The sequence below is a fragment of the Shewanella sp. Isolate11 genome (genome assembly GCF_022398315.1).
In the GTDB taxonomy this organism is placed as follows: domain Bacteria; phylum Pseudomonadota; class Gammaproteobacteria; order Enterobacterales; family Shewanellaceae; genus Shewanella.
The window spans coordinates 774,219-797,329 of the sequence record NZ_JAKEVF010000002.1; the positions used below are offsets into that span (position 1 = coordinate 774,219).

Here is a 23,111-nt window from a genome sequence, read left to right on the forward strand (position 1 = left end):
AAAAATTCCAAACGGTATTATAAGAAAGTGCTCTACTCAGCGATCACATCTTTATGCTGATTGGTATAACCACGAAGATATTTGTTGTCACTTACCTTGCCTCAAAAGCATAAACTTCAAAAACAAAAATGCCGCTTAATTAAAGCGGCATTTTATAGGATAACCTAAGGGTTCGATTATGATTCTTTCCATAACTTTTCATCGTTATGAATTTGAAATAGGCTCTCAGCACGGGAAACCAACAGTTGGGCAAACTTAGCCTGTGTCGGATCTTGAGTTGCACCTGATTTCATCAAGTTTTCAGCTTTAAGTTGCCACATCATTGAAAAATGGCGAATGGCATCACGAGCGGTTGCTGCCACACTAACATCGACATAATCGGTAGGAAGGTCACCAGACATCACCCAGAAGGTTTGCGATTTAGGCTGCTTAGACTCTAGTTTCCAAATCGCTAAAAATGGCGCGAGATAACGACTCTCTTCGGCAATAACACGTTCAGGGATCACCCCTTTCTCAGCTAAAAAGCGATTCGCCTTCTGGAAATGCTCTCTTATCCACACTTGAGTGCGTGCTTCAATCTCTTCTGGCGATAAAGTTTGCGTTTGATCGGCTACTTGTTCTGACATACTACTTCCTATTCTTATAATTATTCTGCAATCTATATAAGCCCAAAATCATTTAAAACAATGATTTGGCAGCATAGCAAACCAAAAACTTTACGTTGACGTAAAGTGGAAAGCAAAATTGCCACATAAATCACAAATAAAAGCGGTTTCTTACTTTGTCGAGAGTATCGCTAAATGCTATCGTTCTGCAATAAATATCACACTCCATCGAAAGGCAAATTGTTATTCGATGTTTTAATTCCCAAGCGGAGAACTCTCAAAGTGGCAGTATTTAATCACATCTCATTTGACGATCACGAACAAGTTGTATTTTGTCATGATAAAGAAAGTGGTTTGCGTGCAATTATCGCAATCCATAACACCAATCTGGGGCCTGCTGTTGGTGGCTGTAGAATGTGGAACTATGAATCGGATGATGAGGCTTTAACCGACGTATTACGACTGTCACGTGGTATGACATACAAGAATGCATTAGCAGGCCTTGCTATGGGTGGCGGAAAGTCTGTGATCATTGCCGATCCTAAAACAGAAAACCGTGAAGCGCTCTTTAGAGCCTTTGGACGCTGTATTAATACATTAGGCGGTAAATACTATTCTGCTGAAGATGTTGGGGTTTCAACTAGCGATATTATGATCGCCCACCAAGAAACGCCTTACGTAGCTGGTCTTGAAGGCAAAAGCGGCGACCCATCTCCTTTCACTGCACTAGGTACTTACTTAGGGATTAAAGCCGCAGTTAAGCATCAGCGTGGTATCGATAGCCTTAAAGGTCTTAAGATCGCTGTTCAAGGTGTAGGCCATGTAGGCTACTACCTATGTCGTCACCTACATGCTGAAGGCGCTGAACTTATCGTCACCGACATTCATCAGGCATCTCTAGATAAAGTTGCAACTGAATTTGGTGCTATTATTGTGGCTCCTCAAGATATCTACCATCAAGATGTCGATGTCTATGCCCCTTGTGCTTTAGGCGCCACGATTAATGACACCACTATTCCATTACTAAAAGCTAGCATCGTTGCCGGTTGTGCCAACAATCAGTTAGCCGAAGCGCGTCATGGAGAGAAGCTAAAAGAGTTGGGTATTCTGTATGCGCCAGATTATGTGATCAACGCAGGCGGTATCATTAACGTCTCATTTGAGAAAGATTATGATGCTCAGAAATCTACCGCAAAAGTTGAAGAGATCTACAACACCTTACTGAAAGTATTCACCCTTTCAGATGAGCAAAACCGCACGACGGCTTCCGTCGCAGATGAGTTAGCTAGAGCTATTATCAACGGCTAAAATAGTCTCTGATAACAAAGACTAAAGCTCATTATTTTAAAAGCCACCGTTAAAACACGGTGGCTTTTTCATATCATAAACAAGGTTGATTTAAAGTTGTATTTCAATTGGTTACACAAAAATATTACTACTCGCTTGCACAAACTTAAGTCATATCACCAATGTAAAAATAATTTTCTTTTTACTAGCAACAACATAAATTGAAAACACCAATATTTCATAAAACCATACTGGAAAATGTCATATTCCTCTGCTTGAATTAAATCCCCGATATCAGAGTGTGGACACTAAAATGATCTGCTTCAAACATGACTTTAATCAGGATTTAGTTGAGCTAAAGGCAAGTGACTGGTGTGGATTAGAGCAGGTCTTTGTTAATGGTAAACGCGTATCGCGTAAACTTAATTTTGGTCCCAAAAGCGAACATCAAGTTCAGCTTCGCAATGGCATCCCCTGCAAATTCCAACTGTTTATCGACCCCAACAGCGAACAGATGATCTGCCGTATTTATAAACAAAATCGATTGATAACTAGTATCAAACAAGGAAATGCTAACCTGCTACAAAGCCGCCAATGGTTATATGGTGTTGTTTGCTTAAGTGCATTAGCCTCTTTAGGATTATTGATCATTTAGATTAAATATTTGAATAAATTGGTTAATTTCTACTAAACCGTTAATTCTAAAGACTAATTTTCGTCGACCATCTACACGTTAAAACACCATGAAACCTTATCTACCATTAACTTAGGCGATTAATCTTGTTCAACAGACGAATAAAATCCTGTGACTCTTGCTCATTTAGGTTGGCTAGAAAACGTTCATTGACTCGCTCCGCTTCGCGGGTCAAATCCTGTTCTAATGCTTTAGCGTTGTCTGTAAGAAATATTTGAAAAGCGCGACGATTATCGGCTTCTTGATGACGGGTGATCAATCCTTGAACTTGCAACTGATCTAACAGTCTGGTCATGGTGTAGTTAGCCACATCACAGCGCTTTGAAAGCTCTGTTTGTGTGATCCCCTCCTCTTGCCACAGGGCAAACAACACAGGCCATAATTTAATATCTAAATCATAGCGCTTTAGCTGCTCATCTAACGCTTTTTGCAGTTCGATATTAAGGTGAGATACCAAGTATCCCAAACTCTCATAATGCTTCAATCGACACCTCCAAAAACAGTGGCTTTAATTAATACTACCACTTGCTTCTGAAGAAACTAGAGAAACAATCAACAAAATTTAACGAGTAAAGCGATTCATATTGAGAAAGAAAGGCTTAGCATAAAACACAATGATAGGTCGCATTTTGCTCAGAAATTTAAGGTATCAATAGAAATAAAGCAGCAAACTTATAATAGGATCCTATGAAACTTAAATATAAAATCGGCAAATTACGCCGTTGCTGTAAAAGCACTGTGATAAGTCACTTCGCCGCGAGGCTGTTTTCCTTTTAGCACAAGAGCTTGAAAATACTCCATTGGAACACCTGCTAAAATCAGCTGCTCCAATGGTTTAAAACCAAAACGCTGATAGTATTGTAGGTCACCTAACAGCACACAACCCTGTGCATTTAAACGTTTCAATTCGGCTAAAGCAGTATCCATCAATTGACTACCTACGCCATGACCTTGCTCACTGGGCACCACAGAAATAGGCCCTAACCCATACCAGTTTTCAGAGCCATCAGAAATTGAAACTAGAGACACTGCCACATGCCCAATAATGTTTTCCCCTTTTTGCGCAACCAAGGAGATTGATAAAGCGCCTGAATGACGCAAGGCATTAACAATAAATTGCTCAGTATGATCTGTATGTGGTGCAGTCATAAATGCGGCAATAGTGACATCATTAATTGCTTCGATGTCACTAGCAGTTTCTTTGCGAATTAGAATGCTCAATGGGATTTTCCTGAAAAGGTTAACTTAGTAAATTGGCTAAGTGAGTAACGAGAACTAGTCTTGCTTTAATAGAAATTGTTCAATAAAACGGTAATAACACGCTCGTCCTAGTTTTGCCGATAACCCTTTATCCAAACTAACAAAAATATCTTGTTCATCAACAGTAAAATGCTGTTCACTCTCAACAGTAAAATACGTGCCAATTGAAGTGGTCAGCACCAACTGTCCTTTTGAATCGAATTCATAGTCGACAATCAGCAGCGGAAAAGCAGCAACGCTAACAATGACTTTCTCAACCGGAGTGATAAGAAAATATTGACCATCGACGGCATATAAAATTGAAGCAAATAAGCGGCAAAACTTATCGGGTAACGGCTCATCCTTATAAAACCAATTACCCTGATTATCGATAACAAACAGCGGCTCGTCATCACATAAGCTAACCCCTTGGGTTAACTTATGTAACTGTGATTGTGCCCCGCTAGTTTCTGCCATAGTGATCACTCATTACCAAGCAAAGCCAATAAAGCTTGCACCGGATGTTTAGGCTTAAAGCCACCAAAGCGTTTCACTTGACTGCGACAAGAATAGCCCGAAACCAAGATCTGCTCTGCTGGTAATTGCTTGATAGCTTGCTCCCAAGACATCTCAAACAGTGCTTTCGAACGTTGCTGGTTTTCACTTTCGTGACCATAGGTTCCCGCCATACCACAACAGCCTAGGTTTACCGTATTTAAGGTTGCTCCAAACTTGGCGAAAATAGTTTGCCACTCTTTGGCGGTATTAGGCTTAGCGGTAGACTCTGTACAATGACTAAACCAAGTAAACTGCGTGTCACCGCTTGGCAAGTCATCCCGTTGTTCAATCACTTTCAATAGCCATTCGTTGACAACTTGCACGTGAAACTCACCACGCTCATCGCCTAAGACTTCTTTATATTCATCGCGATAACAAAGCACCATCGCAGGATCGACACCGATCAGCGGCATATTAAGGGCAAACACTTGATTTAAAAAATCAGCACTCGACTTCGCCGTTTTGGCAAATTTATCAAGGAAGCCCTTGATATGAATAGGTTTGCCGTTAGGTTTAAATGGCAGAAGTACCGGTTTAAAGCCCAGTTTTTCGATCAGTAATATCAGATGATAAACCGTGTCGGCTTCGTAAAAACTGTTAAAAGGATCTTGTACCACTAAGACATACTGATCTCGTGATTCAACAGGGATTTGCTGCAATGCTGATAGATCATATCCACGACAACTATGATTTTCTAAGCGCTGTTTCAAAGTAGGCACAGATAAAGCCGGCGCATCCACATAACCTAAGGATTGTTTGATCACCCATTGGCTAAGCTTGTTTTGTGAAACAGCATTGGTCACTCGCGGCATCATCGCCATTAATGGCAATGAATCTTCGATGCCTGCCACTAGGTAATCTTTCACTGGGCGTAAGTAGCGCTGATAATAAATATTAAAGAACTGCGCCCTAAACTTAGGCACATCTACTTTAACTGGGCACTGAGAAGTACACGCCTTACAAGCTAAACAGCCCTTGAGCGACTCCATTACCTCGTGAGAATAGTCGTACTCTTTATCTTTCTTTAAGGTGTTTTGGGTACGTTGTAGTAAGCCTAGTGGTTTTGCCTTAGCTAAGGCTTCAACGTCTACCCCTTCCGACTCCAATAAACGTAACCATTCACGCATCAAGCCTGCACGGCCTTTTGGTGATTGTACTCGATCGCCAGTAACTTTAAATGAAGGACACATAGGTGAATACACACTGTAATTGAAACAAAGACCGTTGCCATTACAGTTCATTACATCGGGAAAGGCTTCACGGGTATTCACTGGGATCTGACGATCGAATGCACCACGCTTGGTACTATCAACATTGTACTTTAATGGTCCACCATCTCTTGGTGCCACCAGCTTACCCGGATTAAGTTTATTCAGCGGATCAAATAGCCATTTAACATCTTCAAGAATACCAAATAGTTTGTCACCAAATACCGAGGGGCCATATTCACCACGCACGCCTTTTCCGTGCTCACCCCACATCAGGCCACCGTATTTAAGGGTTAATGCCGCCACTTGATCCGATACGGTTTTTAGTAAACGCTCATCATTGGGATCACACATATCCAGTGCTGGACGTACATGCAAAACCCCTGCATCGACGTGACCAAACATACCGTATTGCAGCTGATGGCTATCGAGTAACGCTCTAAACTCCATAATATAATCGGCCAGTTTCTCTGGTGGCACTGCGGTATCTTCGGCAAAAGCGATAGGTTTACGACTGCCTTTGGTGGCTCCTAGTAATCCCACCGCTTTTTTACGCATCGCGTAAATGGTATTGATTGATGTTTTATCGGCCGTCACTTGATAGCCAAGCAAACCTGCTTGCTGGGCAGCAACTTGCGCATCGAGCATGGCACAAAGATGCTGTAATTTTTGCTCAACTTCTTCAGTCTCTCCGGCAAACTCGACCATATTCAAACCGTCGATAACGCTGCCAGGCACTTCTTCAATCAAAGATGAAACCGAATGCCAGATAATATCTTGCTTGGCGAGGTTAAGTACTTTTGAGTCGATAGTCTCAACCACAGTCGCATTGGCTTTAACTAAGTCTGGTGCATGACGCAATGCTGATTGAAATGAGTCGTACTTGATATTCACCATCATGCGAGTTGTCGGCAGCTTAGTGATATCCAGCTTGGCTTCTGTGACAACTGCTAATGTTCCCTCAGAGCCAGTGATAATGCGCGACAAGTTGAATTGATCTAGTGATTCATTCCAAACATTTTTCAGATCATAACCGGTCAAAAAACGGTTGAGTTTAGGGAAACGAGCTTCGACTTCGTCGCGATGTTCGCGAGTCAACTTAGCAATTTCTCGCTGTAGAATGTCGCCCAATGTTAGCGACTCTATCTGCTCAAGTTCACTCAGTGCAGCCTGATTTAATGACTTAGTTTCTAACACACTGCCGTCATACAGCACGCTGGTTAACTCAAGTACATGATCTGAGGTTTTTCCATACACTAGCGAGCCTGCGCCAGAAGCATCGGTGTTGATCATACCGCCAAGCGTAGCGCGATTAGAGGTCGAAAGATCCGGACTAAAAAAGTAACCATATGGACGAAGCACATCGTTGAGGGCATCTTTAATGACACCGGCTTCGACTCTTACCCAACCCTCTTCGGCATTCACCTCAAGCACCCGATTCATGTAGCGCGACAGATCTAGCACTAAACCATGGGTCAGCGCCTGACCATTGGTACCAGTTCCGCCGCCACGGGCACTAAAGACCACTTTTTCAAATTCGGGTTTAGCCGCGAGTTTTAGCACAATCCGTACATCAGTTTGATTGCGTGGATATAACACGGCTTGGGGTAAGAATTGATAGACAGAGTTATCGGTTGCCTGAGCTAAACGTGCGCTATAGCGTTTATCGATATCACCAGTAAAGCCACTGGCTGCCAAAGCACCAAGAAAATCGAAGTACACTGGCTCAAGCATTTGTTGATGAGATAACTTTGGAAGCATGGATTATGTCTATTATGGTTAAAAAATTGTTGAGCCATTATAAACAAAAAAAAGCCGCTAAAAAGCGGCTTCTGTCAATTAACAAATTCTTTTCACAGAATGTTTATTAACCGTGTTGTTCACCTAGGTATAACCAAGTGTCGATAACGGTATCTGGGTTTAGCGATACAGTATCGATACCTTGCTCTACTAACCAAGCAGCAAAGTCGGCATGATCTGAAGGTCCTTGACCACAAATCCCCACGTAAGCACCTTTCGCTTTAGCAGCCTTGATAGCCATTGCTAATAGGGCTTTAACGGCTTCGTTACGCTCATCAAACAGGTGACTAATGATGCCTGAGTCACGGTCAAGACCAAGGGTTAACTGGGTCAAATCGTTTGAGCCGATAGAGAAACCATCGAAGATTTCAAGGAACTGTTCTGCAAGCAGCGCGTTAGAAGGCAATTCACACATCATGATGACACGTAGACCATCTTTACCACGTTCTAAACCTTGCTCTTTCAGTAGCTCGATAACCTGACGGCCTTCCTCCAACGTACGAACGAATGGGATCATAATCTCAACATTCTTCAGACCCATCTCACCACGCACACGCTTAATCGCTTCACACTCTAGCGCGAAACAGTCACGGAAAGATTCTGAGATGTAACGGCTAGCGCCACGGAAGCCCAACATTGGGTTTTCTTCTTCTGGCTCATAGCGGTCACCACCAACTAAGTTAGCGTACTCGTTAGACTTAAAGTCTGACATACGTACAATCACTTTCTTCGGATGGAAAGCCGATGCGATTGTCGCGATACCTTCAACCAAACGCGCAACATAGTACTCAACAGGAGAGTCATAACCGGCGATCATCTCGTGGATCTCAGCTTGCAACTCAGCCGTTTGATCGTTGAACTCAAGTAAGGCTTTAGGGTGAATACCAATCATACGGTTGATGATGAACTCAAGACGTGCAAGGCCTACGCCTTCGCTAGGTAGACGAGCAAAGTCAAACGCTCTGTCTGGATTACCCACGTTCATCATAATTTTCATCGGCAATTCCGGCATAGAATCAACGCGCGAAGAGATCACATCAAAATCTTGAATACCTTCATAGATGAAGCCTGTATCGCCTTCTGCACAAGACACGGTAACTTGCTGACCATGTTTAATCTTATCTGTGATGTCGCCACAACCCACAACCGCAGGAACACCTAATTCACGAGCGATAATCGCTGCGTGACAAGTACGACCACCACGGTTTGTCACAATCGCGCTGGCACGCTTCATGATAGGTTCCCAATCTGGGTCAGTCATGTCAGTAACCAGTACATCGCCTTCTTGGATCTGGTCCATATCTTCGATTGAAGCCAATACTTTAGCAGTACCGTTACCAATCTTATGGCCGATAGCACGACCTTCACCAATCACATCACCTTTACTCTTAAGGTGGTAGCGCTCGATGAGCTGCACATCTTCACGTGAACGTACGGTTTCAGGACGCGCCTGAACGATATAAAGCTTGCCATCGTTACCGTCTTTTGCCCACTCGATGTCCATTGGACGACCATAGTGTTTCTCGATGATCATGGCTTGTTTCGCCAATTCCATCACTTCATCATCGTTAATTGAAAAATGACGACGCTGCTCAGCAGGCACATCCTCAATCTTAACTTGCTTGCCGTGACTTAAGTCATCAGAGTAAACCATTTGAATCAACTTGCTGCCGATGTTACGGCGAACAACTGACTTATGCCCCGCGGTTAGGCTTGGCTTATGAACATAAAATTCATCAGGGTTCACAGCTCCTTGTACTACCATTTCGCCAAGGCCAAACGAAGATGTCACAAATACCACGTCGTTGTTGCCTGACTCAGTATCCATAGTGAACATCACACCTGAAGCGGCGGTGTCAGAACGAACCATACGCTGTACACCAGCTGAAAGAGCAACGCCCTTATGGTCATATCCTTGGTGTACACGGTATGAGATAGCTCTGTCGTTAAACAGTGAAGCAAATACATGCTTAATTGCGACCAGTACAGCATCGAAACCTTTCACGTTAAGGAAAGTTTCTTGCTGGCCAGCAAAAGAGGCATCAGGCATATCTTCAGCTGTCGCAGATGAACGCACAGCGAAAGAAGCATCATTAGTTTCTGAGGAAAGCTTATCGTACGACTCACGTACAATCTGCTCAAATTCTGGGTGGAATGGGGTATCAATTACCCACTGTCTGATCTGTGCACCGGCTGTAGCGAGTGCATTCACGTCATCTACATCTAGAGAATCTAGAATGTCGTATATCTTCTGGTTAAGTCCGCTTTGTTCAAGAAACTCGTTGAACGCAAAAGAGGTGGTCGCAAAGCCACCAGGCACTTGAACACCTGCATTAGCTAGATTGCTGATCATCTCTCCAAGAGAAGCGTTTTTACCGCCTACCTTGTTGACGTCTCCCATGCCTAATTCTTGATACCAGAGTACATATTGCTGCACAGTTCTATCTCCGCAAGTTTATTTGTGTGTGGCCCCTTCACAGGAGGGCAGCCGCATTTTACACTCCACAGCAACACGCGTAAATGTATAATTTTATTTGTAATTTTATTACTACAAGAGGTCAAAATGTCACGTAAAGTCTTTTATATTTCTGATGGGACAGCTATCACAGCTGAAGTATTTGGCCATGCGGTTTTGTCTCAATTTCCAGTTGAGTTTGAAGCACTTACCATTCCATTTGTTGAAACACCTAAAAAAGCGGAGGCTGTAAAAAAGCAAATCAATGATTGTTTTATTACAACAGGCGAGCGGCCACTGGTGTTCCATTCCATCGTAAAAGCTGAGATCAGAGACATTATCTATAGCAGTGAGTGTATCGATTATGATTTTTTGAATACTTTTGTGGCGCCATTGGAAGAACAATTAGGAATGAAAGCGGTTCCAGTGACACATCGAACCCACGGAAAAGCCAATCACAGTTATGAAGCGCGTATCGATGCCATTAATTACGCGATGGAAAACGACGACGGTCAAACCCTAAAACACATAGATAAAGCCGACATCGTTTTACTAGGTGTTTCCCGCTGTGGTAAGACCCCTAGCAGTCTTTACTTGTCTATGCAGTTTGGCATCAAGGCGGCTAACTATCCTTTCATCGAAGATGATATGGACAACCTAAAATTGCCAGAAATACTTAAGAAGAATAAATCTAAACTTTTTGGTCTAACTATCGATCCGGTGCGTTTGCATGAGATACGTCAAAGCCGTATGGAAAACAGTCGCTATTCGTCGCTAAGACAATGCCGAATAGAAGTGAAAGAAGTGGAAATGATGTATAAGCGAGAACGCATCCCTTATGTGAATACCACCAATCACTCTGTCGAAGAGATTGCCACTAAAATCCTAGAAAGGACCGGACTTGAGCGTCATATGTTTTAAGTTCAAGTCGCTAACATAAAGGCAACAATTGCTAAGAATAACCCCTTTGACCGCACAGTCGCCGAAAATTAACCATATTTTCATGTTTTAGGCGCTGTGCTGAGTGCAACTATTCGTTATAATCCGAAGCATTAAGGCTAAATGCTAAAGACAAACGCTCGGTATATTGAATGACCATTAAAACAGACGAATTACGCACCACATTGTTATGTAAAGCCATTTCACCGGCTAAACTCGCCTCTGAATATCCACTCACTCAAGATGCTGCCGATTACTTAGTGCAGCAACGACATGAAGTTGAAGCCATTTTAAGCGGTGATGATCAGCGTTTGTTAGTGATTATTGGTCCCTGTTCTATCCATGACACTCAAGCGGCAATCGACTACGCCAAACGCTTAGCCGTATTACATCAAGAATTAAAAGACGATTTATGTATCCTGATGCGGGTCTACTTTGAAAAGCCACGCACTACTGTGGGCTGGAAAGGCCTGATCTCTGATCCAGACTTAGATGGTAGCTTTAATGCCAACAAAGGTCTGCGTTTAGCGCGTCATCTGCTACAACAAATTACCGAACTCAAACTGCCAATCGCCACTGAATTTCTCGATATGGTGAATGGTCAGTACATTGCCGACCTGATCACCTGGGGCGCAGTGGGAGCCCGTACGACAGAGAGTCAAATTCACCGTGAAATGGCTTCAGCGCTTTCATGCCCTGTTGGCTTTAAAAATGGTACAGACGGTAATATCAATATTGCTATCGATGCGGTACGCGCGGCAAAAGAGCCACATATCTTCTATTCGCCAGATAAAGATGGCGCCATGGCGGTTTACCGTACTAGCGGGAACCCTTTTGGACACATCATTTTACGTGGCGGTAAACAGCCTAATTATCATCAAGCCGATGTCGAAGCCGCAGCCGAGCAGCTGAGCAAGGTTGGTCTTTCTCACCGTATGGTGATCGACTTTAGCCATGGTAACAGCCAGAAGCAGCACCTGCGTCAGCTTAGCGTAGCTAAAGATATTATTGCTCAATTAGAGCAAGGTTCGACGGCGATTGCAGGGATCATGGCTGAAAGCTTCATCGAAGAAGGCAACCAGAAAGTAGTAGCAGGTCAACCTCTTACTTATGGCCAAAGCATTACCGATGCCTGCCTAAAATGGCAAGATTCAGAAGTTTTGTTGCGTGATTTAGCCAAAGCTTCTCGAGCGAGAATTAACAAGCTTGCATAAACTCAGACCACATAACGAGTTAGTCTAAAGATAAGGCTCCCAAAGGAGCCTTACTTCTATCTAGCCTAAGATCGTTATATTTCGATATTTATATAAGGTCGAACAGACTCCATCATCTTTGGTGCCAAGCATTGGATTACTATCTGCCGCTTTGCCCGCTGACTATTTTTAATCGCATAACCTTAAGGTTGCAGTATGCCACAATCACCATCGACTTACTCTGACGCGATTTTAGCGCGAATTGAACAATCAGAAGCTCGCGTTATTAAAGCCATTTTCCCATCTATCACTAACCACCATAACACCCTATTTGGTGGCGAAGCCTTAGCCTGGATGGATGAAACGGCTTTTATCGCAGCGACTCGCTTTTGCCGCAAAGCATTGGTCACCGTCAGCTCAGACAGAATTGATTTCAACAAAGCGATCCCAGCAGGAACCCTTGCCGAAATCATCGCAAAAGTGATTGAAGTGGGTAACAGCTCCCTCAAAGTTGAAGTGAATATTTTCGTCGAAGATATGTACAAAGATTGTCGTGAACACGCGATTCGCGGAGTATTCACCTTTGTAGCCGTAGATGAGAACCGTAAACCCACTAAAGTTTGGACTCAAGAGTAAGCACCTGCTGAGACATGCAATGGTTTTGAAAGATATCGAGACTCGCTATAACAACAACTCAGCCAGGCTCGATATCTAACCTACCAATGGATGAGTAATATACTCGCATCCATGGCTATCACGGTCTAAATAACCCAACTTGGGAATAAGAAAATCGATATAGCTTGGTTTTCTTACAAATGAAGGTTCAATTGGGCTCTATGCTGCAATTTTAGATGGATAATAAAACAAAAACACAAACCAATATCAGCCCTATTACATTGATTTTAAAATTATTACAGACCAAGCAAAAGGTACGAAAAGGCTTAAGTTATCCCAAGTTGAGGTTAAATGGCCATTACCTCATACGGCATCGTTTTAACAACAAGATAACACGCGACTAAAGTCTAAATTCCAGCATAAATAACCGTAAAACCACTATCTTAAGCATAAAGCAATAGAACAAATCGTGAATTATCTGTTACATTAAATAATCTTCAAATGCCACAAAGATAATCACAAAGCAATGAAGCTAGAAAATTTGAATATCATCATCGCTGATGATCACCCTTTGTTTCGTAACGCCTTACGTCAAGCACTTAGCGGCTCATTTGCCGATACAAGCTGGTTTGAGGCAGACAGTGCCGATGCACTGCAAGGGTTATTAGACCAAAACAACACACCTTACGACTTGGTATTACTCGACCTGCAAATGCCTGGTTCACACGGTTATTCAACCCTAATACATCTTCGTACCCATTATCCCGACTTGCCTGTGGTCGTGATATCAGCCCATGAAGATTCAATGACCATTAGCCGCGCCGTGCACTATGGCAGTGCTGGATTTATACCTAAATCGGCATCAATGGAAACCTTAGCCGATGCATTAACTTCTGTGTTATATGGTGATATTTGGTTACCGGAAAATGTCGAATTACAAGAGATAAATGAAGATGCTACCGATCAAATGGCAGCGAAACTCGCCGATCTCACCCCACAGCAGTACAAGGTGCTACAAATGTTTGCCGAAGGCTTGCTGAACAAACAAATCGCCTACGATTTAGGCGTATCAGAAGCAACTATCAAGGCTCACGCCACCGCTATTTTTCGCAAATTGGGGGTCAGGAACCGCACTCAAGCGGTAATATCGCTGCAGCAACTTGAAATGGAAAAAGTCGAAATTTAGCACACGCTTGGAATTTCAAAATCACATATAAATAAAGCCGAACTCATGTTCGGCTTTCTGTTGATCAAACCCATTTAAAGGCTGGAGATCTTCAGACTAGATATTGAATCTCAGTACTATTTCCAAATGCATTGTTGCAAATGCCTATTCGAAGTGTTTTGCATGAAAGCGTAAATGCTCTTCGATAAAGCTGGCGATAAAATAATAACTATGGTCATAACCTTCCTGCATACGCAGGATCAACGGATAGTCATTACTGGCCGCAGCATCAATTAAGGCATGGGGTTTTAGCTGCTCTTCCAAAAAGTTATCACTGGTCCCTTGATCCACTAAGATAGGCAAATCGCAGTCAACCGACTTCATCAATTCACAGGCGTCGTATTGCAGCCACGTATCTCGGTTCTTGCCTAAATAATGCTCAAATGCCTTTTGTCCCCAAGGACAATTAATCGGATTAGTGATGGGACTAAATGCCGAAATAGACTGATAACGCAAAGGGTTTTTAAGGCCTATGGTTAACGCGCCATGGCCCCCCATCGAATGCCCAGCAATACCACGCACTTGGCTAACGGGAAAGTGCTGTTCAATCAGTTCAGGCAGCTCATTGACCACATAATCATACATCTGATAATGGCTTTTCCAAGGAGCCTCAGTTGCATTGAGGTAAAACCCTGCGCCCAAACCTAAGTCATAACTCCCCTGTGCATCGTCGGCAACACCTTCGCCGCGAGGGCTGGTATCTGGTGCAACAATAGCAATACCCAGCTCGGCAGCAATTCGAAGTGCCCCCGCCTTCTGCATAAAGTTTTCATCGGTACAAGTCAGACCCGATAACCAATAAACCACAGGTACCTTCTGCTCGCTGGCTTGCGGTGGCAAGAAGATGGCAAAACGCATCTGGCAATTTAGGCTTATTGATTGATGTTGGTACTGTTTGTGCCAACCAGCAAAACTCTTTGTGCTGCTAATATTTTCTAACGTCATCATCCCACCTATATCACAACGCGACCAGCACAGAGCTGATCGCTTGTTTGGTTATGGTTTATTTGTTGAAATGCACTACCGAGCGGATACTCTTACCTTCGTGCATCAAATCAAATGCGCTGTTAATCTCTTCTAGCGCCATAGTGTGAGTGATGAAATCGCTTAGTTTAAACTCACCGCGTAGGTATTTTTCAACAATTTCAGGAAGCTCTGAACGCCCTTTCACACCGCCGAATGCGCTACCACGCCATACACGTCCAGTAACCAATTGGAATGGACGTGTAGAGATCTCCTGCCCCGCACCTGCCACACCGATAATTACCGACTCACCCCAGCCTTTATGACAACATTCCAGCGCTGAGCGCATTACATCGACGTTACCGATACATTCAAATGAATAATCAACACCACCGTCTGTCAGTTCTACAATCACTTCTTGGATCGGCTTGTCATAATTTTTAGGATTGATGCAGTCAGTCGCGCCTAATTGACGTGCTAATTCAAATTTACTCTCGTTAATATCGATAGCAATGATACGGGTAGCGCCAGCCATTGTCGCACCAATAATGGCTGATAACCCAATCCCTCCAATACCAAAAATAGCCACACTTGCGCCCGGCTCGACTTTAGCCGTATTGAGTACTGCGCCCATACCGGTAGTGACACCGCAACCTAAGAGACACACCTCTTCCAATGGCGCTTCAGGATTGACTTTTGCTAAAGAAATCTCAGGTAACACAGTATATTCAGAGAAGGTTGAGCAGCCCATGTAATGGAAAATTGGCTCACCATCTTTATAGAAACGTGTGGTGCCATCAGGCATTAAACCTTTACCTTGAGTTTCACGGATCTTTTGACAAAGGTTAGTTTTACCCGATTTACAAAACTTACATTCGCCACATTCAGGGGTGTAAAGCGGAATAACATGGTCTCCCACCTTTACGCTGGTAACACCTTCACCAACCATTTCAACAATACCGCCACCTTCATGGCCTAAGATCGCTGGGAAAACCCCTTCAGGATCATCACCTGATAAGGTAAATGCATCGGTATGGCAAACGCCTGTAGCAACGATTTTGACTAAGACTTCACCCGCTTTAGGCAACATCACATCAACCTCTTCTACCGATAAAGGTTGACCCGCTGCCCAAGCAATTGCCGCTTTCGATTTAATAAACTTATCTGCCATGTTTAGCTACTCCAATAAATTACATACCCACACACAATTTAGCCGCTTTTGCCTAAATTGCTGTGCTTTACGGCATCATGGTGCCGCGACCAAAGGTTATGGCTTATTGTATTTATTTCACATGCAATGATAATCTAGCAAAACTGTAAATCATTTTTACGAGATAGTAACAATGCAGAATTGGGAAGGGGTCAGTGAATTTGTCGCAGTCAGTGAAACAAATAGCTTTACCGGAGCCGCTAAACGATTAAATTTATCGACCGCTCAAGTGAGTCGCCAAGTTGGTGCGCTAGAACGCAGACTCGATACCAAACTGTTTTACCGTACAACTCGTAAAGTGGCCTTAACCGAAGAGGGAAGCCTCTACTATAAGCATTGCCGTCAGGTTCTCGATGGGCTAGATGAAGCAGAGCGTGCATTAAGCAGCCTAAAAAACACCCCTCAAGGTTTACTCAAACTCACTGCGCCTGTGGCTTATGGTGAAAAATATATTCTACCCATAGTTAATGACTTTATGCAGCAGTATCCCAGCGTCGAGATGGATGTTGAGCTCACCAACAGGCAAGTTAATTTAATCGATGCAGGTATAGATTTAGCTATCCGTATAGGAAAGCTGGCCGACTCCAGTCTGATGGCCAAACGTGTCAGCCAGCGAACTAACTTTGTTTGTGCTTCACCCGAATATCTTAAACGATTTGGTGAGCCTCATACCCTGTCTGAACTCAGCCAGCATAATTGTCTTAGTGGCAATTATGACTATTGGCGCTTTATCGACCAAGGTCGTGAACGACAAGTCAAAATTAAAGGCACACTAAAATGTAATACAGGCCACGGCCTACGTGACGCTGTACTTAAAGGTATAGGTATCGCGCAACTGCCAAATTACTATATTAGCCAGGACATAGAAGAAGGCACTCTGGTTCCTCTCCTGACGGCCTATCAAGAACCCAATGAAGGCGTGTGGGCACTCTATCCGCAGAATCGTCACCTTTCACCGAAAGTCAGACTGATGGTGGACTTTCTCGAAGCAAACTTGCCCTAATCGATAATCTATTGAAAATAATCCAGATTCAGATTGATTTTTTTAGTCGAGAGGTTAAGTTTGATAGAGAACACAAAATTGTGACGTTCAGACAAACACTTTTTACTCAATGCTGGTAAATTTTATATTCATATTTTCACTATAGGATCGATATCAATGAACAAAGTGCTCGGAATTGTACTTATTATCGTTGGCGTTGCTTTGGCAGCATGGGGTTATAACATCTTTGATTCGGCGAGCTCTCAACTCAGCAGAGCCTTTAGCGGCGATGCGCCAATTGAAGCTTGGGCAGGCATGATTGGCGGTGCCGTGTGCATATTGATAGGTATTACCAAGGTCAAATAATCATTACTGTATTGATCAGCTTTGTCGTAACTATCATCTACCACAAAGCTGATAAACACTAGATTGCAGATACAGCCATGTTTAGCACGATATCAACCGATCGGTGTTTCCGCAGATATTAGCGAAAATGCTCCATCATCCGATAATAGAGCATCCCCAGCGCCATCCCCTGTTTGCCTAACCATTCGCCAACTGGCAAGCGGATCTGCTTCATATTGGCAAATAGATCAAACTCTTCTAATTGCCCTCTCACCGCCTGCGCCATAATTTCCCCCATGATGTGAGAGGTGGCAACCCCATGGCCAGAATAACCCTGACAATAAAACAAATTGGGAGATATTTTTCCAAGCTGTGGAATACGATTCACCACAATCCCCGCCATGCCAGTCCATTCAAACTCAATTTCAATGCCTTTAAGCTTTGGAAATGTGCGCTCTAATGCCGGCCTTAATTCATCGGCAACATGTTTAGAGTCTCGGCCAGAATAGTTAGTCCCACCGCCAAACATTAAGCGATGATCCGCAGTCATGCGATAATAATCCAGCACAAAACGACTATCGTAAACGGCTAAATCATGTGGGTTTAACTGTTTTGCCAGTGCGGGATCTAATCGAACAGTGGCACAATTACCTAATGATGCGGGAAACAATAAACCGCTTAACTTATTTCGCGCCAGCTTATGATATGCATTACCAGCAAGCACAGCGGTTTTCGCAGTGATCTGCCCTTTCGGCGTTTTAACAACCACCTGCTCACCATCTTGTATATCGATCACTTGGGAATATTCAAAAATTTTCGCACCATTGGCCTCAGCGGCTCTGGCTTCGCCAATACATAAATTAACCGAATGCAGGTGCATATTGCGTTTATTTAATAATCCACCATGGTAAAGCGGTGTATCGAGATAATCGCTGATGCCAGCTTTTGACACTAAAATTAATTCATCAGCCATACCGCGGCGAGCACCTTCATCGAAAGTGGCTAGCATTTCAGCCATATGCGCCGGTTTATAAGCCGTGTGCAGATGGCCATATTTTAAATCACAATCAATACCATACTTAGCCACTCGCTGTTTGATGATCTCATGTCCGCGCCAACGTAAATCCCATACAAACTGTTCAGCCTCGATGCCAATGCTATTTTGTAGCTGCTTTACCATGGCTTTATCGCCAGACAAACTGCCGGTAACTTGGCCTCCATTTCGGCCCGTTGCGCCCCAAGCAATCTTATTGGCTTCAACGATCGCCACCGAGATCCCCTGCTCACTAAGCTCCAATGCCGTTGCTACTCCGGTAAAACCACCACCGATGATCACCACATCAACTTCTAACTCACCCTCAAGTTGAGGATAATGGGTTTCATGTTTAATGGTCGCGTTATAGTAAGAGGGACAACGAGGTAGAGACATTTGGCTTCCTTTTCGCGCTAAGTAAGAAGTGATCCAGTAATTATTGTTTTATATTTTTTACAAAACGTTTGATATTCGAGTATATCGAAGTTGTAAGTCAGGTCAATAAAATGCATCGCATAACCACTATTCAACATTTTAACACGCGTTCCACCTCACATGTGTCATCACTTGGTCTTGCTCAAATAAACAAAGAGTAAACTCATGATCACTTTCGACAACCCCCACCCCTTTGGGTGTCCCTGTCATCACTATGTCACCATCGATTAACGTCATGAACTCGCTGATTTCGCGATAAATATCATCCGGCTTGTTGATCATTAAATCCACATTACCAAATTGGCGCTTCTGGCCATTAATATGCAAACTAAAAGATAGCTCGGATAAGTCACCTTTTATCTCAACAAATTCGCTAAATAACGCCGAGCCATCGAAACTTTTGGCGCGCTCCCAGGGTAAACCTTTAGCTTTTAATTCGCTTTGTAGTTGACGTTTAGTGAGATCGAGCCCAACGCCGACACCATGAAACTTTCCCTGTTTAACCATAAAACACAGTTCGGCTTCATAATGCAGTGGCTCATGATGAAAGCTATTTAATTGGCTTGAAATTGCCGAGTTGGGTTTAACAAACAGCACCATCTGTTGTGGCACTTCATTGTTGAGCTCGCTGATATGTTCAACATAATTACGCCCGACACAGACCACTTTACTTGGAGCGACTAAGCTAGAAATCCCTTGGCCATCTATGCAGCTGACTTGTTGTAAGTTCAAGATAACATCCTTAATAACTTATATTTTTCATGAAATTTCAATCAAAACTATTTTTTTATCAAACTTGAAATCAAGGCTCTTAGCGCCGCGGGTTTGACCATTTTTGCCATATAGTGATATCCACGTCGCTCAATATCTTCAATCAAGTCTTTGTTGGTATTGGCAGTAATCAAAATACCAGGTAAGTGAACACCATAAAGTGCACGAATACCATCCATGGCATCGACTCCATTTTGGCCATGGTCCAGATGATAATCAGCAAGAACAATCTCGGGCGCAACTCCTTTTAATCCGAGCTTTATTCGCGCATCGGCCAGATCACTGGCACACACTACATCACATTGCCAACGGCTCAATAAGCTTTCCAGTCCCGCTAAAATTGCCTCTTCATTATCGATACACAGCACTTTCACTCCAGCGAGCGGTTGCATGACCATGTTGGATCTCTTCGGCGAGGTAACATGGGCTTTATCACCCAAAGGCACGATAATAGAAAACATCGAACCTAGACCCAACTTAGATACCACCTTGATATCATGCTCGAGCACCCGTGCAATACGGTCGGCAATCGCTAGCCCAAGCCCTAAGCCACTGACACTTTTTGATTGCGGATTATCCAGACGCTTGAACTCTTTAAAAATTTCACCGACCTCTTTTTCATCTATGCCGCAACCGGCATCAATAACCTGAATTTCTAATACTCCAGCGCGATGGCGACAGCCTAAAACGACTCGGCTACCTTTGGCATAGCGATAAGCGTTGGTTAAGAAGTTTTGCACGATACGACGAAGTAAACTCAGATCTGAATTTATGATGACACTGCTCGGGATCAGCGAAAACTTAATACCGTAATCTTTAGCCATCGCATTGAACTCAACAGCCAGTCCTTCAAGTAATTCAGATACCGAGAAATCACGGCGGTTCACCTCGACCATGCCAGAATCCAACTTAGAAATATCCAGCAGATCCGTCAGTAATTCACCAGCGATCTTTAACGAACTATTGACATGGGACAGCGTGGTGCGTCCCTCCTGGTCTAGGTTCGGATATTGAGCTAACGAGGCAGTAAATAGTCGCGCCGCATTAAGCGGCTGCATTAAATCATGACCCACAGCGGCTAAGAAGCGGCTCTTCGAAGCATTGGCATTTTCCTCTTGCGCCTTGGCTTCCAGTAACTGACTGTTGAGCAACGCCAGTTCATAAGTACGCTCTTTGACTCTTGCCTCAAGGGTCTCATTACTTTCTTGTAGCGCCCTGGCTTGAGCCCGATATTGAGTAATATCGGTAAAAGTCATCACGAAACCGCCGCTGGGCATAGGATTACCCTGAATTTTTATCACCTTACCATCACGGCGCTCTCGCTCAGACACATGAGCAGTGCCGTTTTTCATATGTTGCACGCGCTTGGCGACCTGCTCTTCAATATCGCCAGCACCACAATAACCGCGCTCGGCATTGAAGCGGATCACCTCTGCAATAGGCATCCCTTGTTGTAAGAAGTTATCTGGGTATCGATATAACTCTTCATATTTGTAATTCCAAGCTACCAGATTAAAGTCTTTATCGACCACACTCATACCTTCATAGGCATGCTCTATCGCGCCACGCAACATATCTTGGCTAAGAATAATTTTCGAAGATGCTTCATCGACTAAGTTAAACACTTCATCGAGCGCAAGATCTCGCCCTTGTAAAACCGAGTCCATCACCAATGAAGCACTGGAACCACCTAAAACCCCGGCGAGCATGTGCTCGGTGTGATCGATAAGCTCGGGCGATGCCACCTTATGCCAACTATCACTGCGTACTGCTTCATCAGAAAAACGCGAAAAGCTTTCATAAGCCCTCGTAGGGCTAACAAAGCGACTGGCGAGAATTAACAAATCTTGCTGGGAAATCGGTGATGCTCGGCGATTATCACTGTTTTTTAGCTGACCGGGTGTCACAAAGGCACTGGCTTGAATTCGCTCAGCAACCCCAGCTCTAAACCAAATGGAGCCTAAAACATAACAACAGGTGTTAGCGATTAATGCGGTAAGGGTGTCGCGAACACTAGGATTAATAGAATCGAGCAAGGTTAACTCTGCTCCAAACACTCCCCTTGTATCACCCATGCCTTGAAATAAGATGTAACACCACAAACCAAAACCGACTATCAAGCCTAAATATACACCGCGACGATTACCGTGTTTCCAATACATACCGCCCACTAATGCCGGTGCCAATTGGGCAAATGCACCGAAGGACAACATACCTAATGTCGATAGCGAATTGCTGTCCATAAAGGTCAGGTAACTGAAATAGCCGATGGCTAAAATCAGCACTATGGATATACGACGGGTGTTTAACAAGAACTGTGAAAATTGACTGAAATTTTTCTGGCGGATACGTCCTGAGCGCAGCAATAGTGGCACTAACCATTCGTTACTGACCATCACACTAATGGTCACTACCGCCACAATTACCATCCCAGTCGCGGCCGATAAGGTGCCCAGCAATGCGATTAAAGCAATTGCTGGATGCTCTAACGCTAAGGGTAAATTAATCACATAGGTATCGGCTGCAACACTGTCACCTAGCAAGATTTTACCTGCGAGAGCCAGCGGTGCGACAAAAAGGCCAAATAACAGCAAATACAATGGAAATAGCCAGCGTGCCTTGAGTAAAGTTTTCTCATCAGCACACTCCACCATCATCACATGGAATTGCCGAGGCATACACAGAAAAGCCGCCATCCCCACCAAAAGCTGAGGTGTTAACTGTTCTATCCGCAGCTCGGGATTAATAATCAGATCTTTATCTAACGCCTGTTGCCAAATATCACCAAAGCCATCAAAAAATCCAAAACAGACGACTAACCCCACCAACAAAAAGGCTGCTAACTTAACCAGTGACTCGAACGCAATCGCTAACATCATACCTGGATTATGTTCGGTCGCATCAAGTTTACGAGTACCAAATAAGATGGCGAAAAGCGCTAATAACGCAGTAACAATCAAGGATACCCGAGCGCCATCATAAGGTGACATTTCAGGTTGAAACAGATTTAAGCTAAATACCATCGCCTTCAACTGCAAAGCAATATAAGGCATGATGCCAAACAGCGCGATCAGGGTGACGATTGCGGCAATGGTTTGTGATTTACCGTAGCGAGCGGCAATAAAATCGGCTACAGAGGTGATATTTTGCGCCTTTGACACGATAACCATTTTGCGAAGTAAACCGAAACCAAACACAAAAATCAGAATTGGTCCGATAAAAATCGGTAGAAATGACCACAAATCTTCAGCCGATTGCCCTACCGTGCCAAGGAAACTCCAAGAAGAACAATAGACAGCAAGACTCAGTCCGTAAATCCAGCTCTGAATCCGCTTTGTGATGCGCCCAAACCAGCGTTCGGCCCCCCAGGCCAATAGAAAAAGCAATGACACATATAAAATGGCAATCACGCCCACAACGAGGGTTAGATTCATAGGTTTTCCATTTTTTTAATTATTCTGCGCTAAATACTAGCGCAATTCTCTGCTGAGGATAATCACAACAGACTAAAAGTTAACGATATTTTTTTTGCTAGACCAAGGTCTAATAGAGCT

Annotated in this window: 19 protein-coding genes; 8 read left to right on the forward strand and 11 right to left on the reverse strand. The window is 43.6% G+C overall.

Translation table 11 applies throughout. The features are described 5' to 3' along the window. Positions 1–176: 176 nt before the first annotated feature. The gene (locus L1D21_RS08640) at positions 177–626 is read right to left on the reverse strand and encodes a DUF4826 family protein (RefSeq protein WP_239844828.1); all 450 of its coding nucleotides are present in this window, start codon (positions 624–626) and stop codon (positions 177–179) included. Between the two features lie 261 nt (positions 627–887). Between L1D21_RS08640 and L1D21_RS08645 the strand changes: the two genes are divergently transcribed. Next, positions 888–1,913, forward strand: a complete 1,026-nt coding sequence (locus L1D21_RS08645) for a Glu/Leu/Phe/Val dehydrogenase dimerization domain-containing protein (RefSeq protein WP_239844829.1) — start codon at positions 888–890, stop codon at positions 1,911–1,913. Positions 1,914–2,205: 292 nt separating this feature from the next. Beyond that, entirely contained in the window at positions 2,206–2,547 is a 342-nt protein-coding gene (locus tag L1D21_RS08650) for a hypothetical protein (RefSeq protein WP_239844830.1), read from the forward strand. A 106-nt stretch (positions 2,548–2,653) separates the two neighbouring features. On the opposite strand, the gene L1D21_RS08655 is transcribed toward L1D21_RS08650, so the two are convergent. From L1D21_RS08655 to ppsA, 5 genes are all read right to left on the reverse strand, one after another. Further along, the gene (locus L1D21_RS08655) at positions 2,654–3,070 is read right to left on the reverse strand and encodes a MarR family transcriptional regulator (RefSeq protein ID WP_239844831.1); all 417 of its coding nucleotides are present in this window, start codon (positions 3,068–3,070) and stop codon (positions 2,654–2,656) included. Positions 3,071–3,300: 230 nt separating this feature from the next. Further along, positions 3,301–3,807 (reverse strand): N-acetyltransferase, encoded by a 507-nt coding sequence (locus tag L1D21_RS08660; RefSeq protein WP_239844832.1) that lies wholly within the window; start codon positions 3,805–3,807, stop codon positions 3,301–3,303. A 54-nt stretch (positions 3,808–3,861) separates the two neighbouring features. After that, complete coding sequence (locus tag L1D21_RS08665) at positions 3,862–4,302, reverse strand: DUF1285 domain-containing protein (RefSeq protein WP_239844833.1); 441 nt, start codon at positions 4,300–4,302, stop codon at positions 3,862–3,864. A gap of 5 nt (positions 4,303–4,307) precedes the next feature. Next, positions 4,308–7,352: an FAD-binding and (Fe-S)-binding domain-containing protein gene (locus tag L1D21_RS08670; RefSeq protein WP_239844834.1), complete on the reverse strand. Its 3,045-nt coding sequence runs from the start codon at positions 7,350–7,352 to the stop codon at positions 4,308–4,310. Positions 7,353–7,458: 106 nt separating this feature from the next. Continuing rightward, a complete protein-coding gene (ppsA, locus tag L1D21_RS08675) occupies positions 7,459–9,828 on the reverse strand; it encodes a phosphoenolpyruvate synthase (RefSeq protein ID WP_239844835.1) in 2,370 nt (789 codons plus the stop codon). Between the two features lie 126 nt (positions 9,829–9,954). On the opposite strand from ppsA, the gene L1D21_RS08680 reads away from it, so the two are divergent. The 4 genes from L1D21_RS08680 (at position 9,955) to L1D21_RS08695 (ending at position 13,779) form a co-directional block, all read left to right on the forward strand. Next, entirely contained in the window at positions 9,955–10,767 is an 813-nt protein-coding gene (locus L1D21_RS08680) for a pyruvate, water dikinase regulatory protein (protein ID WP_239844836.1), read from the forward strand. Positions 10,768–10,937: 170 nt separating this feature from the next. Next, positions 10,938–11,999: a 3-deoxy-7-phosphoheptulonate synthase gene (locus L1D21_RS08685; RefSeq protein WP_239844837.1), complete on the forward strand. Its 1,062-nt coding sequence runs from the start codon at positions 10,938–10,940 to the stop codon at positions 11,997–11,999. 195 nt (positions 12,000–12,194) lie between these two features. Next, a complete protein-coding gene (locus L1D21_RS08690; RefSeq protein WP_239844838.1) occupies positions 12,195–12,614 on the forward strand; it encodes an acyl-CoA thioesterase in 420 nt (139 codons plus the stop codon). A gap of 505 nt (positions 12,615–13,119) precedes the next feature. Continuing rightward, positions 13,120–13,779: a response regulator transcription factor gene (locus L1D21_RS08695; protein WP_239844839.1), complete on the forward strand. Its 660-nt coding sequence runs from the start codon at positions 13,120–13,122 to the stop codon at positions 13,777–13,779. Between the two features lie 144 nt (positions 13,780–13,923). On the opposite strand, the gene fghA is transcribed toward L1D21_RS08695, so the two are convergent. Both fghA and L1D21_RS08705 read right to left on the reverse strand, forming a co-directional pair. Beyond that, on the reverse strand, positions 13,924–14,763 hold the full coding sequence (gene fghA, locus L1D21_RS08700; protein WP_239844840.1) for an S-formylglutathione hydrolase: 840 nt from the start codon (positions 14,761–14,763) through the stop codon (positions 13,924–13,926). 58 nt (positions 14,764–14,821) lie between these two features. After that, complete coding sequence (locus L1D21_RS08705; protein ID WP_239844841.1) at positions 14,822–15,952, reverse strand: S-(hydroxymethyl)glutathione dehydrogenase/class III alcohol dehydrogenase; 1,131 nt, start codon at positions 15,950–15,952, stop codon at positions 14,822–14,824. A 172-nt stretch (positions 15,953–16,124) separates the two neighbouring features. Between L1D21_RS08705 and L1D21_RS08710 the strand changes: the two genes are divergently transcribed. Both L1D21_RS08710 and L1D21_RS08715 read left to right on the forward strand, forming a co-directional pair. Next, a complete protein-coding gene (locus L1D21_RS08710) occupies positions 16,125–16,994 on the forward strand; it encodes a LysR substrate-binding domain-containing protein (RefSeq protein WP_239844842.1) in 870 nt (289 codons plus the stop codon). A gap of 156 nt (positions 16,995–17,150) precedes the next feature. Further along, the gene (locus L1D21_RS08715; protein WP_239844843.1) at positions 17,151–17,339 is read left to right on the forward strand and encodes a DUF3185 family protein; all 189 of its coding nucleotides are present in this window, start codon (positions 17,151–17,153) and stop codon (positions 17,337–17,339) included. A gap of 118 nt (positions 17,340–17,457) precedes the next feature. On the opposite strand, the gene L1D21_RS08720 is transcribed toward L1D21_RS08715, so the two are convergent. From L1D21_RS08720 to L1D21_RS08730, 3 genes are all read right to left on the reverse strand, one after another. Then, entirely contained in the window at positions 17,458–18,747 is a 1,290-nt protein-coding gene (locus tag L1D21_RS08720) for an FAD-binding oxidoreductase (RefSeq protein ID WP_239844844.1), read from the reverse strand. A gap of 138 nt (positions 18,748–18,885) precedes the next feature. Then, positions 18,886–19,518 carry a fumarylacetoacetate hydrolase family protein gene (locus tag L1D21_RS08725; protein WP_239844845.1) on the reverse strand — a complete coding sequence of 211 codons (633 nt, stop codon included), beginning with the start codon at positions 19,516–19,518 and terminating at the stop codon, positions 18,886–18,888. Between the two features lie 47 nt (positions 19,519–19,565). Further along, complete coding sequence (locus tag L1D21_RS08730; RefSeq protein WP_239844846.1) at positions 19,566–22,991, reverse strand: hybrid sensor histidine kinase/response regulator; 3,426 nt, start codon at positions 22,989–22,991, stop codon at positions 19,566–19,568. Positions 22,992–23,111: the final 120 nt, after the last annotated feature.

What these genes read in the sequence shown, in the direction of transcription:
- L1D21_RS08640 (WP_239844828.1), bottom strand. Translation starts at nt 626, where the DNA reads ATGTCAGAACAAGTAGCCGATCAAACGCAAACTTTATCGCCAGAAGAG.
- L1D21_RS08650 (WP_239844830.1), top strand. Translation starts at nt 2,206, where the DNA reads ATGATCTGCTTCAAACATGACTTTAATCAGGATTTAGTTGAGCTAAAG.
- L1D21_RS08665 (WP_239844833.1), bottom strand. Translation starts at nt 4,302, where the DNA reads ATGGCAGAAACTAGCGGGGCACAATCACAGTTACATAAGTTAACCCAA.
- L1D21_RS08670 (WP_239844834.1), bottom strand. Translation starts at nt 7,352, where the DNA reads ATGCTTCCAAAGTTATCTCATCAACAAATGCTTGAGCCAGTGTACTTC.
- L1D21_RS08680 (WP_239844836.1), top strand. Translation starts at nt 9,955, where the DNA reads ATGTCACGTAAAGTCTTTTATATTTCTGATGGGACAGCTATCACAGCT.
- L1D21_RS08685 (WP_239844837.1), top strand. Translation starts at nt 10,938, where the DNA reads ATGACCATTAAAACAGACGAATTACGCACCACATTGTTATGTAAAGCC.
- L1D21_RS08690 (WP_239844838.1), top strand. Translation starts at nt 12,195, where the DNA reads ATGCCACAATCACCATCGACTTACTCTGACGCGATTTTAGCGCGAATT.
- L1D21_RS08695 (WP_239844839.1), top strand. Translation starts at nt 13,120, where the DNA reads ATGAAGCTAGAAAATTTGAATATCATCATCGCTGATGATCACCCTTTG.
- fghA (WP_239844840.1), bottom strand. Translation starts at nt 14,763, where the DNA reads ATGACGTTAGAAAATATTAGCAGCACAAAGAGTTTTGCTGGTTGGCAC.
- L1D21_RS08705 (WP_239844841.1), bottom strand. Translation starts at nt 15,952, where the DNA reads ATGGCAGATAAGTTTATTAAATCGAAAGCGGCAATTGCTTGGGCAGCG.
- L1D21_RS08710 (WP_239844842.1), top strand. Translation starts at nt 16,125, where the DNA reads ATGCAGAATTGGGAAGGGGTCAGTGAATTTGTCGCAGTCAGTGAAACA.
- L1D21_RS08715 (WP_239844843.1), top strand. Translation starts at nt 17,151, where the DNA reads ATGAACAAAGTGCTCGGAATTGTACTTATTATCGTTGGCGTTGCTTTG.
- L1D21_RS08720 (WP_239844844.1), bottom strand. Translation starts at nt 18,747, where the DNA reads ATGTCTCTACCTCGTTGTCCCTCTTACTATAACGCGACCATTAAACAT.
- L1D21_RS08730 (WP_239844846.1), bottom strand. Translation starts at nt 22,991, where the DNA reads ATGAATCTAACCCTCGTTGTGGGCGTGATTGCCATTTTATATGTGTCA.